We start from the raw sequence: 15,216 nt of genomic DNA on the forward strand, positions 1-15,216 counted from the left end.
CCCCCCCGTCTCACGGTTCGATGTCACGGAGTTCGGTGACCACGACGGCCGCGCTCGTGAACGCCAGCGTCACCAGCAGAAGCGACAGCGGCGCGGCCCAGTACGGTGTCGGCACGGGTGGCCGCCGGCCTTCGATGACGAACCCCCAGGCGCTGTGCAGCGGCATCCGCGGAGCGAGGTGCCCACCGGCATAGGGGAGCCGTGACGAGACGAGTTCGCCGAAGGCGAGATAGGCGACGACGCACCCGACCGCCGCGACCGGGCGGCGCACGAGGTGACCGACCGCGGCGGCCGAGCCTCCTGCCGCCGCGTACACCAGCGACACGTCCGAGATGAGTTGCAACTCGGCGGGATCGGCGATCTCGGTGCCCGGCCCGACGACCGCCGTCGCCGCGACGCACAACCATCCCGCGAACGCCCCCAACACCGCCGAGTACAGCGCGACGGCCGCGATCTGGGCGAGCACGACGAACGCCCGCCGCTTGGCCGCGAGGAAGGCGAGCGCCGCGGTCCCGCGTCGATACGCATCCGTCACGATGGGCGTTCCCAGCAGCAGTGCGGCGCAGATCCCGATGCCGCACCCGGCGAGCGTGGCGGCGAGTTGCAGCGGCTGGGCCGTCGCGTTCGCCCCGGGCAGCGGGCGGTGGCGTTCGGCGGCGAGCGCCGCGAAACACACGGGACCGGCGACGGAGAGGGCACCCAGCCATATGCCGAGACCGGTCCGCGGCAGATGCCGGATCTCGGTGAGCAGCAACCGCCCGTTCATCGGGTGTCCGCTGAGACGCCGGCGAGGGACATCTCGCCGAGGTCGACGCCGATCTCGTCCGCGAGCGCCGCGACGGTGCGCCGCTCACCGGCCGCGACGACGAGCGCGGCGCGTGCCGGGGAGGCGGGGTCGTGCTCGCGCGCAGCGGCGACGCCGCGAATGTGCAGGGCCTCCTGAAGCCTCCACGCTTCGGGTGAGGCGATACGGATCGAGGTCGTTCCCGTGCGGGCGAGATGGTCGTCGACAGTATGTGTGGCGACGACCCGACCGTCCTCGACCACGACGAGGTCGTCGGCGACGAGAACGACGCTGCCCAGATCTCGTGCGGCGACCAGTACGGTGCGGCCGTCGTCGGCCAGTTGCCGCAGAATCGAGCACATCCACTGGTCACCCGAGGCGCGCACGAAGCCGTCCACCTCGTCGACGACGAGCGTCCGCGGATCGCCGAGCAGGGCACCGGCGAGCGCGAGCCGATGGAGCATCGGTGTCGAGAAACTGGTGACGGGATCACCCTGCGCATACGCGAGATCGACGCGGGCGAGCACGTCGTGCACCCGTCCGGCAGGCAGGTTCGCGAGATCGGCGATCCACCCGAGATAGTTTCGCGCCGACCAGTTCTCGTGGACTCGCGCCGTACGGAGCACGGCGCCGAGGGTCGCGGCGGGCTTCGTGAGCGACAGCACGGGCCTGCCGTCGACGAGCGCCGATCCCCGGCTGGGCCGGACGTGGCCGACCGCGGTGCGCAGCACGAGGCTCTTGCCGGCACCGGGGCGGCCGATCAGCGCCGTCACGCGTCCGGGACATGCGGTGAACGAGACGTCGTCCAGCACGGTGATACGACCGTACCGTTTACTCACGCGCCGTAGCTCGATCATGGGCGGCGGGCGAGCGGGACCGGGTCCTGGGCGGGCTGATGCAACGAGGGTGCCTCCGCGTCGGCGGTGTGTCGGTGATCGCACCGTATTCGCCGTGGCGGTGTCCGTGAGGCGACTGACGAGAGCTGTGACGAATGTCAAATAGGCTTTCGCACTTCGGAATTGAAGGTTCCGCGGCTCGGAGGCACCCCCGTCGTGTCAGGACAGGGAGGCGCGTGCCTCGTTCGAGAACATCACGTGCTCGTCGGTGCGGCCGTCGCGGAGCTTGCGCACCCAGTGCGGGTCGGCCAGCAGTGCACGGCCGACCGCGACGATGTCGAATTCGCCGCCCTCGAACTGACGCAGCAGCGGCTCGATCCCGGACGTCTGCGCCACGCCGTCTCCCGTGAAGGCGCTCGTGAACACACCGTCGAGTCCGACCGAGCCGACCGTGATCGCCGGGACCCCGGCGAGGCGTTTCGTCCAGCCCGCGAGGCCGAGTTCGCCGTCGCGGCCCGCTTCGGCCGGGAACGCCGGTTCCCAGTGCCTGCGGGTCGACGGGTGGAGGATGTCGACTCCGGAGTCGACGAGCGGGGTGAGGATCCGTTCGAGCTCGGCGGGCGTGTCGGCGAGCCTCGCGTCGTAGTGGTTCGACTTCCACTGCGAGAAGCGGTACACGATCGGAAAGTCGGGGCCGACCGCTCCACGGACGGCGGCGACGACCTCGGCGGGGAACCGCACGCGCGCGTCCAGCGACGGGCCGCCGTAACCGTCGTCACGGAGATTCGTTCGCTCCCACAGGAACTCGTCGAGCAGATAGCCGTGGGCGCCGTGCAGCTCGAGGCCGTCGAAGCCGAGGTCCTTGGCGTTGACGGCGGCCGCGACCCATGCTTCGAGCATCGCGTCGAGTTCGGGGGTCGTCAGAGCGCGGCCCATGCGTGATCCGTCGAGGGCGATGCCGGACGGGCTCACGGTCTCGACGTCGGGCTCGAACTTCGGATGGTCGCCGCGCTCGACACCGGTGTGCCACAACTGCGGGATGATCACGCCGCCCGCCGCGTGCACCTCGTCGACGACGCGCCGCCACCCGGCGAGGGAGTCCGCGCCGTAGAAGCGCGGGACGCTGCGCATCGGCCCCGCGGCGACGCCGGGAATGTACGTGCCCTCGGTGATGATCAGGCCCACGCCACCCTCGGCGCGGCGCCGGTAGTACCCGGCGACGTCCTCGCCGGGGACGCCGTTCGGCGAGAAACCACGGGTCATCGGCGCCATCGCGAAGCGGTTCGCCAACCGCAGCGACTTGTACTCGAACGGTTCGAACAGGTCGGTCAGGTGAGATTCGTCCACGAGTCACCGTAACCATCTGCCCGCGGTCGCTATTCCCACCCCTCCGCGGGCGGCGCAATGTCACATCGTGCGCGCTCGGGTGGCACGATGTGACATTGCGCCACAAGGAAAGAGGGTCAGTGGCCGCGTGCGATCCATTCCTCGAGGTGGGGAGATTCGTCGCCGATCGTGGTTCCGTCGCCGTGTCCGGTGTGCACGATCGTCTCGGACGGCAGCGCGAACAGCTTCTCGCGGATCGACCCGATGATGGTCGGGAAGTCCGAGTACGAGCGGCCCGTGGCACCCGGTCCGCCCGAGAACAGCGTGTCGCCCGAGAAGAGCTCCCCGGCCTCCGGCATGTACAGCACGGTGGATCCGGGCGAGTGGCCCGGTGTCGCGATCGCCTGGATGTCGGTACCCGCTACGGAAATACGCTGCCCGTCTTCGAGATTCGTGTACGTGACGCCGGGATGCGTCATCTGCCACAGGACGTCGTCGGCCGGGTTGAGCAGGATCGGTGCGTCCAGCCGCTCCGAGAGTTCGGGGGCGACGGTGACGTGATCGTTGTGGCCGTGCGTGAGCACGATCCCCTTCACCGTGCGCCCTCCGACGCGGTCGACGATCGGCTGCGCGGTGTGTGCCGCGTCGACGATCACGACCTCGTCGTCGTCGCCGATGAGCCACACGTTGTTGTCGACATCCCAACTGCCGCCGTCGAGTTCGAACTGCCCCGACGTGACGACGCGCTCGACGCGCAGTGCCCCGCTCACAGGATCACCACCGAACGCAGCACCTCGCCCTGATGCATCGTCTCGAACGCCTTCTCGACGTCGCCGAGCCCGATCCGCTCCGTCACGAACTTCTCGAGCGGAAGTCGTCCCTGCTGATAGAGGTCGACGAGCATCGGGAAGTCGCGTTCGGGCAGGCAGTCGCCGTACCACGACGACTTGAGCGAACCGCCACGACTGAAGAAGTCGACCAGCGGCATGTCGAGCGTCATGTCGGGCGTCGGGACGCCGACCAGGACGACCGTGCCCGCGAGGTCGCGTGCGTAGAACGCCTGCTTCCACGTCTCGGGCCGCCCGACGGCGTCGATGACGACGTCGGCACCGAATCCGCCGGTGAGTGCCTGCACGGCCTCGACGACGTCGGCGCTCGTAGCGTCGACGGTGTGGGTGGCGCCGAGGTCGGTCGCCCAGTCGAGCTTCTTCGGGTCGCGGTCGATCGCGATGATGCGGTTCGCACCCGCGAGACGTGCGCCGACGATCGTGGCGTCGCCGACGCCACCGCAGCCGATGACCGCGACGGAGTCGCCACGGGTGACGTTGCCGGTGTTCATCGCGGCACCCATGCCGGCCATGACGCCGCAGCCGAGCAGGCCGACGACGGCCGGGTCGGCGGACGAGTCGACCTTGGTGCACTGACCCGCCGCGACGAGCGTCTTGTCGGCGAACGCGCCGATGCCGAGCGCCGGGGTGAGTTCGGTGCCGTCCTCGAGCGTCATCTTCTGCTTCGCGTTGTGAGTGTCGAAGCAGTACCAGGGGCGGCCGCGCTTGCACGCGCGACACTTGCCGCACACCGCGCGCCAGTTGAGGACGACGAAGTCGCCCGGCGCGACGGTGTCGACGCCCTCGCCGACCGCCTCGACGATGCCCGCGGCCTCGTGGCCGAGCAGGAAGGGGTACTCGTCGTTGATGCCACCCTCACGGTAGGTGAGGTCGGTGTGGCACACCCCGCACGCCGCGATCGCGACGACCGCCTCGCCCGGTCCCGGATCGGGAATGTTGATCGTGACGAGCTCGACCGGCGCATCCTTCGCGCGCGAGACGACGCCTCGCACCTGCTGTGGCATGTGACCCACTCCTGTTCGCTGCATGGTCTGTCTGTGCACGTATGCGCATACGACGCTATCGACCTTCGCAGCCGCGCGGACCTGTTCGAGTGGGGAGGAGGCACTGGCCGAACGGCCAGGCCCGGGTGGCCGCAGGTCAGGGTGCGGGAGTGATCCCGGCTTCGCTGCCGACGGCGGCGGCCTCGCCGCGGGTGCGGACGTCGAGCTTGCGCAGCACCCCGGCGACGTGGAACTTCACCGTTGATTCGCTCACGCCGAGCCGCTGCCCGATGTCGCGGTTGCGGCGTCCCGCGACGAGATGCGCGAGCACCTCGACCTCACGCGGTGCCAGTTCGGCGAGTGAATCGGGATCGGTCCGGCCCGCGGGTTCGGCGAGCGGGAGCACCGCGGAGATCCGCGAACCCCACCCGGGCGTCGACTCGTGCGCGATGGCGCCGCGGAGGGTTTCGACGCGTGGCCGCAGCTGTCGTTCGAGGTCGGCGGCGTCGAGCGTCCCGTCGGCGTCGTCGCGCAGGTCGACGGTGAGGGAGTCGTCGTCGACGGCCCACGCGACCCTCACCCGGCGGACCTCGGTCTGTTCGGCCATCGCGAGGACGACGCCGCGCGCGACGGCCCGCGCCGCATGCGCGATCTCTCCGGGGAGCCGCCGGCCACCGGGCGGCGCGGGCGCGAACTCGAGTTCGAAGCTGCGATGCCGGATCAGACCCGCCAGCTCGCCGCGCATTCGTGCGAACGCCGTCGTCACGGCCTCTTCCGACAGCTCGCGGTGGACGTCGACCGACGACCGCAGCTCGACGAGGGCGGTCGTCGCGGTCTCGCGCGCCGCCGCCCGGGCCTGTCCGTCGGACAGGTCGTTCGAGCGCAGCGTCGCCAGCACCGTCTCGAGCGTCGCCGCGTGCGTGTCGCTGAGTTCGGCGATCGTGCGGGCGCGCTCGGCCGACGCCGCGCGCGATTCCGCGAGGTAGGCCGGACTCGCGTTGCCGACCTGCAGCGCGATGGCGGTCGCGACGACGCCGAACAGCGATCGAAGGGTGTCGAGCGGCATCGTCGGCTGGCCGCCGGAGCGGACGAGGACGAGCAGGGTGTCGGTGCGATCGAGGATCGCGTGGATCTCGCGGTCGGCACCTGCGATGCGGGCGCGGCCGCGGTGCACGGCGCACGTGCCGAGCCGGTGGCGCAGTGCGTCGAGTTCGGTGATGGTGACGCGATCGACGATCGCGGGGTCGCCCGCCACCTTGCGGGGACGGCCTGTGCACTCGCGGGTGAAGATCACCAGCGCGCTGTGCGGAACGGCCTCGCCGACGAACGCGGAGAACCGCCGGCCGATGTCCGAGAGCCGACCTTCGAGGACGTCGCGCAGTGCATCGATGGTGAGGTCGAGCCCACCGGATACCTGCGCCACGCTCACGCCCGCAAGTCTATCGGCCGTCAGAACAGCACCGGATCGTCGAACCCGGGTGCGCGCTCGAGGGCGAGCAACTCGCGCTTGGTGACGGTGCCCGCACCCGCCGAGAAGCCGCCGATCCCGGATGCCGCGAGCACGCGATGGCACGGAACGATCAGCGGGATCGGATTGCGGCCGAGCGCCTGCCCGACGGCCTGCGCCGCGCCGGGGCTGCCGAGCTCGGAGGCCACATCGCCGTAGGTGCGCGTCTGCCCGGGTCCGATGGTCCGAGTGATCTCGTAGACCCGTGCGTCGAAGTCCGGGATTCCCTCGAGGTCGACGGCGATCCAGCGCAGATCGTCCAGCTCCCCGCCCAGGTGCGCGCGCACGGCGTCGACGACGCGCGCGACCTCGGCGGGCGGCTCGGCGTCGTGTGTCTCGTCGTCGAGGGTCGCGGTGATCGCGGCTTCCGTCTCCTCGGGCGACGGCTCGGCGAGCCGTAGCGCGACGACGCCCGCGGTGCGCCACGCGATCGCGCACGTACCCACCGCGGTGTCGAACAGGCGATAGCCGACCGTCATGGTCCGAGTATGACCTGCCGGTCCGACAGCGCCGCCGCTCGCAGCGCCGACTGGATCTCAGAGGGTTTTCGAGAACCAGTGCGTCGCGTATGCGTTGTCGTTGTACGGAGCGACGGCGACGTAGCCCGCGCCCCGGTACAGGCCCACCGCGGACGTGAGCGCGTCGTTGGTGTCGAGCAGGACGCTGCGCGCACCGGATTCGCGGGCGTGCGTCTCGAGCGCGGTCAGTAGGCGTCGCGACAGGCCACGGCCCCGGACGGCCGGGTCGAGCCACATGCGTTTGATCTCCGCGGTCTCACCGCCGAACTTCACGGCGCCGCACCCCACCGGTGCGGCGCCGTCCCACACGATCAGCGCGATGCCGCGCGGCGGCCGCAGTTCGTCACCGTCGGCGGACGTGCTCTTCGCGGGATCGAAACCGACCGCGAGCACGTCGTCGAGCTCGCGGAAGTACCGCAGAAAGCATGCGCGCACGGCGTCGGAGTCGGGGTCGGCAGACGCGATGCGGACGTCGCTGGGGTGATCGTCGGTCACGGGCCGAGGGTATCCGCGTCAGAACGCGCCGCAGTTGTTCGGTGCCGGGACGCCGTCGAAGCGGTCGTTCAGGTAGGCGACCGCCTCGGGGAGTCCGCCCAGCAGGGGGACTACGTGTCCCACGGCGGCACCGGGCAGGATCGGGGGCGCGGGGTTCACCGAGAACTGCACGTCGGCGCCCTGCTCGCACCAGTCGACCGCGAGCTGGCGCCCCTGGCCGAACGGCACGATGTCGTCCTGCGTTCCGTGCTGGATCAGGACCGGGGAGTCCGGCAGCGCCGTCCCGATCCTCTGCTCGGCGAGCAGCGCCTGCACGTCGGGCAGGCCGCTCAGCACGACGTCGAGCGGCTCACCGCTCTGCATGAACTCGGCGGTGCTGCGGAAGCCGTAGCGCAGCCCGGTCTCCGCGACGCACTGCCCGGCGACGTCCGCGAGCATCGCCTTGCCCGCGTCCGAGAACACGGCGTCGATCGTGTCGGCGTACTCGGGGTAGGCCTGCGCGAGCCCGTTGACGGTGTAGCCGATGGCGCCGGTGAGGAAGGTGCCGTCGATCTGCCGCAGGGTCGCCTCGAGGTCGGCCGGCGGCGCACCGGCGTAGGTGCCGGCGAGCGTCAACTCGGGCGCGTACGTCGGTGCGAGTTCGGCTGCCGACGCCGCGGCGCCGCCGCCCTGCGAGTAGCCCCACAGCCCGACGGGGCTGTCGTCGGTCAGCGACGTGCCGGGCAGGACGCGTGCGGCGCGAGCGGCGTCGAGGACGGCGTGCCCACCCGCTTCACGGTTGACGTACGTATGGATTCCCTCGGTGCCGAGCCCGTCGTAGTCGGTGACGACGACGGCGATGCCCTGCGACAGCAGCGCGCCGATCGAGAGGATCTCGTACTCGGTGAAGACGTCGAGCGGCGGCGTGTACGTCACGAGCTGTTCGAGCTGCCGTGACGGCGCGCACTGGTCGCCCTGGCCCTGTGTGCCGGGGGCGAAGGCGACGAGCGGGCGAGGACCGTCGCCGCGCCAAGCGAGCGACGGCTCGAGATACGTGCCCGAGACGGCGTTCGCGACGTCGCGCGCGCCGGTCGAGCGGTACAGGAGCTTGGTGGCGGTCGCGGGGAACGCACCGTCCGGCGTCGGGACGCTGACGGCGATCCTGCCCGGTTCGGTCCGCAGGATCGTGCCGGGTTCCGCGGCCGAGGTCTCGGCGGGCGTCTCGTAGAACGACACTGGTCCCTGCGCCGCAGCCGGAACGGCGCCGGCCAGCGTCGCGACGACCGCCGCTGCCAGGGCGACCGTGATCCGGCCACGCGTGACGAACCTGCGCCGTGTGAACATGCCCCACCTCTCTCCCGGCGGCCGCACGTGTCGCCGACCACTCCGGCAGTGGACTGTAGCACTCGTTCTTACTCGCGAGTCAGATCGGACATGTCGCCCATTCGTCGCCCGCCGGCCGCGCTGCCGTCGCCTCACGTTCACGGCATGCTCGCGTGGCCGTGTGAGCGTGGCTCGTCACGCAACTGTCGACGAAAGCAGCTGTCCCGGTGAATTTCTCACGTCGCACCTTCCTTCGTACCGCCGCGCTGGGCCTGGTGGCCGCGCCGGTCGCGTGCTCCGCGCCGTCGGGCCCCGCCCTCGTCTCGTCGTCGCGGCCCGTGCTCACGCACGGCGTCGCCGTCGGCGACCCGCGCGCTGACGGCGCGCTCGTGTGGGCGCGGGCCGACCGACCGGCGACGATGATCGTCGAGACCGCGCCCACCGAGGCGTTCGCCGACCCCCGGCGATTCACCTCCGGCCTGCTCACGCCCGACACCGACGGCACCGGGCGGCTGCGGCTCACCGGACTCGAACCCGGGCAGACGGTGCACTATCGCGTCACCCTCGAGGGTGACGACGGCGCGCGCTCCGAGCCCGTGACGGGGATCTTCCGCACCGCACCGGCAGCGCCCGGCGACATCCGGCTCCAGTGGTCGGGCGACACCGCGGGACAGGGTTTCGGCATCAACCCCGACATCGGCGGCATGACGATCTTCGAGACGATGGCCCGCCGCGACCCGCATCTGTTCCTGCACTCCGGCGACGTCGTGTACGCCGACGGGCCGCTGAAGGAGACGGTGACCCTCCCCGACGGCCGTGTCTGGCGCAACGAGGTCAGCGAAGCGAAAAGCGCCGTCGCCCAGACGCTGGACGAGTTCCGTGGTCAGTACGCCTACAACCTCACCGACCGCAACTACCTGCGGTTCAACTCGTCGGTCGCGCAGATCGTGCAGTGGGACGACCACGAGACCGTCAACAACTGGTACCCGGGCGAGATCCTCGACCTGAAGGAGTACACCGAGAAGAACGTCGACGTCCTCGCCGCGCGGGCGATGCAGGCGTTCCACGAGTGGAATCCGCTCGACCCCACCGAGGCCGTCGACGGCCGGGTGTACCGGAAGATCCCGTACGGTCCGCTGCTCGACGTGTTCGTCCTCGACATGCGCAGCTACAAGGACGCGAACAGCGACAACACCGCGGCGTCCGGGCACGTGCTCGGCGGCGAACAGGAGCGGTGGCTGATCGACCAGCTCACCCGGTCCACGGCGACGTGGAAGATCATCGCCGCCGACCTGCCGATCGGGCTCGCCGTCCCCGACGGGGACACCGACTTCATCGAGGAGGCGTATTCGGCTGCACTGCAGGAACTCCCGAGGCATCTTCCGACCCACGGGCTCGAGCCCGTCGGGATCGACGATCTGCGCGTCGCGATCGCGGACCGGTTCACCGACCGTGGCCTGCCCACGAGCCCGGACGCGATCATGGTCACCTCGGGCGCGCAGCACGCACTGCGGCTGCTGCTCGGCCTCGTCGCCGCGCCCGGTGATCGTGCGCTCGTCGATCACCCCACCTATCCGAACGCCCTCGAAGCGATGCGGCGCGGCGGCGTGCGGCCGGTCCCCGTCGCCGTCCGGCCCGAGAACCCGGGCAGTGCATGGGATCTCGTCGCCCTGCGCAGTGCGGCACGGCAGAGTGGGGCGCGCATGGCGTACCTGATCCCCGACTTCCACAACCCCACCGGAGCGTGCCTCGGTGACGCCGGCAGGGCCGAGCTGGCAGCACTCGCCCGCGAGAGCGGCATGATGCTCGTCGTCGACGAGACGATGGTCGATCTGTGGCTCGACGCACCGCCACCGGCCCCCGTCGCGTCGTTCGCGTCCGGCTCGGCGCAGCGCGACGTCGTGACGATCGGGTCGGCCGCGAAATCGTTCTGGGGCGGACTGCGGATCGGCTGGATTCGCGCCGATCCGGAACTCGTCAACCGGCTCGCGGGCGCGCGTGCCGCGGTCGATCTCGGGACTCCCGTCGTCGATCAGCTCGCCGCGGCGTACCTCGTTCGTCGCGACGGCGGGCTGCTCGACGAGCGCCGCGCCCTGCTCCGCGACCAGCGGTCCGTGCTGCTCGACGCGCTCGGCCTGGGGCTGCCCGACTGGGAGGTCTCACCGGGCCCGGGCGGGCTCTCGACCTGGGTCCGGATGCCCGGCCCGGTGTCGTCGGCCCTCGCCGCCGCGGCGCCCGCGCACGGCGTCGTGCTCGCGGCGGGCCCGCGGTTCGGCGTCGAGGGCGCGTTCGAGCGGTTCGTTCGTCTCCCGTACGCGCGGCCCGCCGACGACCTTCGGCTCGGTGTCGAGCGGCTCGCGCGTGCCTACGAGCCGCTGCGCGGAGCCGCCGAGCACGCGCCCGCCCTCGTCGTGTGACGAGGGCAGGCGCCGGAGCGTCGTGACGGTGCAGCGAGCCGGATCAGCGCCAGATCGCGGCGATGTCGTCGGCAGTCCGCGCCGGCGGCTGCGGTGCCGGCGACGGCGTACGGGAGAACCGGGGCGCCGGAACGTGCTGAGTGATGCCGTCGAGCTCGGCCAGCGAGCCGCGCGCCGCGATGTGAGCGTCCTGCGGTGCCTCCGCGAATGTGAGCACCGGGCTCACGCACGCGTCCGTCCCGTAGAAGATCTCGGCCCATTCGTCGCGGGTCTTCTGCGCGAAGCGATCGGCGAAGAGCTTCTTCATCTCGGGCCACTTCGCCTGGTCGAGCTGATGCGGCAGGTCCGCCGGATCGAGACCGATGCCGCTCAGGAGCAGTGCGTAGAACTGCGGCTCGATCGCGCCGACCGCCATGTACCGGCCGTCCGAGGTCTCGTAGACCTCGTAGAACGGTGCACCCGTGTCGAGGAAGTTCACGCCGCGCTCGTCCGACCACATGCCGGTGCCACGGAACGACCACATCATGTGCGAGAGCGCGAGCGCGCCGTCGACCATCGCCGCGTCGATCACCTGGCCCTTGCCGGAGACCCCCCGTTCGACGAGAGCCGCGAGGACGCCCGTCACGAGGAACATCGAGCCGCCGCCGAAGTCGCCGACCATGTTCAGCGGCGGGACCGGTCGCTCACCGTTGCGGCCGATCGCGTGGAGGATGCCCGTCAGTGAGATGTAGTTGATGTCGTGGCCGGCGTTCGACGCGAGCGGGCCCTCCTGGCCCCACCCCGTCATGCGGCCGTAGATCAGCCGCGGATTGCGGTCGAGGCACTCCTGCGGGCCGATGCCCATGCGCTCGGTCACTCCCGGGCGGAAGCCCTCGAGCAGCACGTCCGCGCGGTCGATCAGGTCGAGGACCGAGCCGATGTCGTCGGGACTCTTGAGATCGGCCTCCACGATCCGGCGGGAGCGGACCGTCTGGTCGCGCGGGCCCTCGCCCGAGGGAATCAGGCCCGGGCGCTGGACGCGGACGACGTCGGCGCCGAGGTCGGCGAGCAGCGTGGCTGCGTGCGGGCCGGGGCCGATGCCCGCGAGCTCGACGACCCGGATGCCCGAGAGCGGGCCGGTGCCGGTGCTGGGTGAGGCGGTCATGGGGTGCGCTCCTCTCGTCGCCCGTAACGTAACGCACCCCACACCGGGGGTGTGCCCCGGGCCACGTCCCGCCGCAGACGTCGTGTGTGCCGGAAAACCGGGGACAGCGCCGCTCCGGGCGCGCACAGTGGAGCCATGGCCGAACCAGAGTCCCCGCACCCCGCGAACGCGTCCTTTCCCGGCAGGCTGGTCGGATTCGTCGCGAGCACCGACCTCGACGTCTCGCAGATGTTCTACGTCGAGACGCTCGGTCTGCGGCTCGTCGAGCGATCCGACTTCGTCCTGCGTGTCGACGGCGGCGGTGCGCAACTGCGCGTCACGCTCGTCCAGAGCAAGGCAGACACCGGATACACCGTCCTCGGCTGGATCGTCGACGACATCGAGGCCGCCGTGGCCGAACTCGTCGAGCGCGGCATCGAGTTCACGCGCTACCGGGGGCTCGGCCAGGACGACCGGGGCATCTGGACGGCCCCCGACGGCGGCCACGCCGCGTGGTTCCGCGACCCGCACGGCAACGTGCTGTCGCTGCAGTCGCGGTGAGCCGGGCCTGACGGCGCCGCCCGAATAGCATGAGGATCATGCGTATCGGAACACCACTGTCCCCGTCGGCGACGCGCGTGATGCTGCTCGGTGCGGGCGAGCTGGGCAAGGAAGTCGTCATCGCGTTCCAGCGCCTCGGCGTCGAGGTCGTGGCCGTCGATCGGTACGCGGACGCCCCGGGCCATCAGGTCGCGCATCGTTCGCACACCATCGACATGACCGACCCCACGGCGCTCACGGCCGTGATCGAGCTCGAGCGGCCGGACTTCGTCGTCCCCGAGATCGAGGCGATCGCGACCGACGCGCTCGCCGACGTCGAACAGCGCGAGCTGGCCACCGTCATCCCGACGGCGCGGGCGACGCGGCTGACGATGAACCGTGAAGGGATTCGCCGGCTCGCAGCGGAGGAGCTGGGGCTGCGGACGTCGCCGTACGAGTTCGCGGACTCGCTCGACGAGGTGCGCGCGGCGACCGAGCGGATCGGGTTCCCGTGCGTGATCAAGCCCGTGATGTCGTCGTCCGGAAAGGGTCAGTCGACGCTGCGCAGCAGCGACGACGTCGATGCCGCGTGGGAGTACGCGCGCAGCGGCGGCCGAGTCGATTCGGGACGCGTCATCGTCGAGGGCTTCGTGGAGTTCGACTTCGAGATCACGCAGCTCACCGTGCGTGCCGTCGGACGGAGCGGCGAGGTGGAGACGGTCTTCTGCCCCGCGATCGGGCACCTGCAGGAGCGCGGCGACTACGTCGAGTCGTGGCAGCCGCAGTCGATGACGCCGTCGGCGCTCGACGCCGCCCGCGACATCGCCCACCGCATCACGACGGCACTCGGCGGCCGTGGCGTGTTCGGCGTCGAACTGTTCGTGTCGGGTGACACCGTCTACTTCTCCGAGGTGAGTCCGCGGCCGCACGACACCGGCCTCGTGACCCTTCGGACGCAGCGGCTGTCCGAGTTCGAACTGCACGCTCGCGCGATCCTCGGTCTCCCCGTCGACACCAGCATTCTGTCGCCCGGCGCGTCGGCCGTGATCTACGGCGGCGTCGACGCGACCGGCGTGTCCTTCGACGGTGTCGCCGACGCATTGTCGGTGCCGCAGACCGATATTCGGCTGTTCGGCAAGCCCGAGAGCTTCACACGACGCCGGATGGGCGTCGCCGTCGCGACCGGAGACGACGTCGACGAAGCCCGCAGCCGTGCCCGCGACGCCGCGTCCAGGGTCCGCGTGATCCACGATTAGACCGCTGCACTCAGGCACGCTCCCCGATTCGTGCGTCCGCTCCTCCTGCTGAGGGAGCGTGAACACGAATCGGGGAGCGTCAGAGTGCTCCTCGGACTCGTGAGACAGCCGAGCGGTGACCCATCGCGACGACGACGGCTCCGATACCGGCGGCGATCGCGAACACGAGCCACAGCGCGACAGTGGAGAGCAACGCGCCGACCAGCGCTCCGAGGAGGATGGACACGATCGCCGCGAGGCGCCGGTTGAGAATCGTCGTTCTCCGGGGCCTCGCGAACATGTCGGTCGCCCACACCGTGATCGTGGATGTGACGACGACGGTGGTGACGTCGGCTACCCCCACCTTCCGCGCGAGAGCAGCCTGAATTCCCATGGCGCAGGCCGTGAGCGCTGCCGACAGCGTGACCACACCCGGATCGGTGGGCGCGAGAGCAGTGAGCACCGCCGTTGCCGCGACCATGAGAACCGATGCGGTTCCGACGGCGGTCAGACGTCGACTCCATCCGGACGCCGCGGAGCGGAGCGACAGCCCGGCCACACCGGCTCCGAAGACGAAGGTCGCGAGAGCGATCGCGGGTCCGAGTACCGGGAGTTCCTCGGCGCCGGCAGCGCCCATGCCGAGAATGACGACATTTCCCGTCATGTTGCCCACGAAGACGCGATCCAGGCCGAGGAATCCGCCCGCGTCGACGAGGCCTGTCACGAACGTGAGCGTCAGCATCAGGGCGAGGTGGTGGGAGGCCGCGTCCGAGGACGAGCGACGCGGGTTCGCGGGTTCGGTGCGAGTTCCGGTCACGGGCGCACCGCAACTGCAGCGCTCTCGCCGTCGCGTTCGCCCGGGGCCGCGACGACCTCCGCGCTCAGCGACACCTCGACGGGCGACCCACCGGGTAGTGCGTGCACGCCGACCGCGCTCCGCGCCGGTAGTTCGTCGCTTCCGAACTCGGCGGCGATCACATCGGACGCTCCGTCGGCGACAGTGGACAACTCGGTGAAATCAGCGGTGCACGCGACGTACACGATCAGCTCCGCGCACCGTAGTCGTTCCCCCACCGCGACGAGAGATCGAGCGGCGGCCAGAGCGTTTCCGACGGCGACGGCCGCGGCGTCGCGAGCACGCAAGACGTCGACGTCGTCACCGACACGGCCCGTCAGCAGCAACCGCCCGTCGACTCGTGGTGTCATACCCGCCGTCCGAACGATCGAGTGGACTCGGCGGGCGGGAACATAACGGCCTTGTGGCACCGGGAGATTCCCGGCCACCGTCTCACTCGAGGCCAA

General features: G+C 70.7%; 15 protein-coding genes. 3 read left to right on the forward strand and 12 right to left on the reverse strand.

What is annotated here, in order from left to right; translation table 11 throughout:
- Positions 1-10: 10 nt before the first annotated feature.
- From RR1_RS14520 to RR1_RS14560, 9 genes are all read right to left on the reverse strand, one after another.
- Complete coding sequence (locus tag RR1_RS14520; RefSeq protein WP_010839429.1) at positions 11-766, reverse strand: hypothetical protein; 756 nt, start codon at positions 764-766, stop codon at positions 11-13.
- Positions 763-1,623 (reverse strand): ATP-binding cassette domain-containing protein, encoded by an 861-nt coding sequence (locus RR1_RS14525; RefSeq protein ID WP_051111266.1) that lies wholly within the window; start codon positions 1,621-1,623, stop codon positions 763-765. Before RR1_RS14525 ends, RR1_RS14520 begins: the two co-directional genes overlap by 4 nt.
- A 216-nt stretch (positions 1,624-1,839) precedes the next feature.
- Entirely contained in the window at positions 1,840-2,967 is a 1,128-nt protein-coding gene (locus RR1_RS14530; protein WP_010839431.1) for an NADH:flavin oxidoreductase, read from the reverse strand.
- Positions 2,968-3,083: 116 nt separating this feature from the next.
- Positions 3,084-3,716, reverse strand: a complete 633-nt coding sequence (locus RR1_RS14535; protein WP_010839432.1) for an MBL fold metallo-hydrolase — start codon at positions 3,714-3,716, stop codon at positions 3,084-3,086.
- Positions 3,713-4,798, reverse strand: a complete 1,086-nt coding sequence (locus RR1_RS14540; protein WP_040774533.1) for an S-(hydroxymethyl)mycothiol dehydrogenase — start codon at positions 4,796-4,798, stop codon at positions 3,713-3,715. Before RR1_RS14540 ends, RR1_RS14535 begins: the two co-directional genes overlap by 4 nt.
- Positions 4,799-4,934: 136 nt before the next feature.
- Complete coding sequence (locus RR1_RS14545; protein ID WP_010839434.1) at positions 4,935-6,200, reverse strand: helix-turn-helix transcriptional regulator; 1,266 nt, start codon at positions 6,198-6,200, stop codon at positions 4,935-4,937.
- A 26-nt stretch (positions 6,201-6,226) separates the two neighbouring features.
- A complete protein-coding gene (locus tag RR1_RS14550) occupies positions 6,227-6,763 on the reverse strand; it encodes a methylated-DNA--[protein]-cysteine S-methyltransferase (RefSeq protein WP_010839435.1) in 537 nt (178 codons plus the stop codon).
- Between the two features lie 57 nt (positions 6,764-6,820).
- Positions 6,821-7,297: a GNAT family N-acetyltransferase gene (locus RR1_RS14555; protein WP_010839436.1), complete on the reverse strand. Its 477-nt coding sequence runs from the start codon at positions 7,295-7,297 to the stop codon at positions 6,821-6,823.
- A gap of 18 nt (positions 7,298-7,315) precedes the next feature.
- On the reverse strand, positions 7,316-8,620 hold the full coding sequence (locus RR1_RS14560) for a lipase family protein (RefSeq protein WP_010839437.1): 1,305 nt from the start codon (positions 8,618-8,620) through the stop codon (positions 7,316-7,318).
- 206 nt (positions 8,621-8,826) lie between these two features.
- Between RR1_RS14560 and RR1_RS23145 the strand changes: the two genes are divergently transcribed.
- On the forward strand, positions 8,827-11,016 hold the full coding sequence (locus RR1_RS23145; protein WP_010839438.1) for an aminotransferase class I/II-fold pyridoxal phosphate-dependent enzyme: 2,190 nt from the start codon (positions 8,827-8,829) through the stop codon (positions 11,014-11,016).
- 43 nt (positions 11,017-11,059) lie between these two features.
- On the opposite strand, the gene RR1_RS14575 is transcribed toward RR1_RS23145, so the two are convergent.
- On the reverse strand, positions 11,060-12,160 hold the full coding sequence (locus RR1_RS14575) for a CaiB/BaiF CoA transferase family protein (protein ID WP_010839439.1): 1,101 nt from the start codon (positions 12,158-12,160) through the stop codon (positions 11,060-11,062).
- Positions 12,161-12,295: 135 nt separating this feature from the next.
- Between RR1_RS14575 and RR1_RS14580 the strand changes: the two genes are divergently transcribed.
- Both RR1_RS14580 and purT read left to right on the forward strand, forming a co-directional pair.
- Positions 12,296-12,700 (forward strand): VOC family protein, encoded by a 405-nt coding sequence (locus RR1_RS14580; RefSeq protein ID WP_010839440.1) that lies wholly within the window; start codon positions 12,296-12,298, stop codon positions 12,698-12,700.
- A gap of 29 nt (positions 12,701-12,729) precedes the next feature.
- Positions 12,730-13,935 carry a formate-dependent phosphoribosylglycinamide formyltransferase gene (gene purT / locus RR1_RS14585; RefSeq protein WP_010839441.1) on the forward strand — a complete coding sequence of 402 codons (1,206 nt, stop codon included), beginning with the start codon at positions 12,730-12,732 and terminating at the stop codon, positions 13,933-13,935.
- Positions 13,936-14,014: 79 nt separating this feature from the next.
- Here purT and RR1_RS14590 read toward each other — a convergent pair whose 3' ends face one another.
- Entirely contained in the window at positions 14,015-14,731 is a 717-nt protein-coding gene (locus RR1_RS14590) for a DUF1275 family protein (RefSeq protein ID WP_010839442.1), read from the reverse strand.
- A complete protein-coding gene (locus RR1_RS14595; protein WP_307718148.1) occupies positions 14,728-15,198 on the reverse strand; it encodes a RidA family protein in 471 nt (156 codons plus the stop codon). Before RR1_RS14595 ends, RR1_RS14590 begins: the two co-directional genes overlap by 4 nt.
- Positions 15,199-15,216 lie beyond the last annotated feature (18 nt).

Origin of the sequence: Rhodococcus rhodnii NBRC 100604 (assembly GCF_001894925.1) — a bacterium.
GTDB lineage: Bacteria > Actinomycetota > Actinomycetes > Mycobacteriales > Mycobacteriaceae > Rhodococcus_F > Rhodococcus_F rhodnii.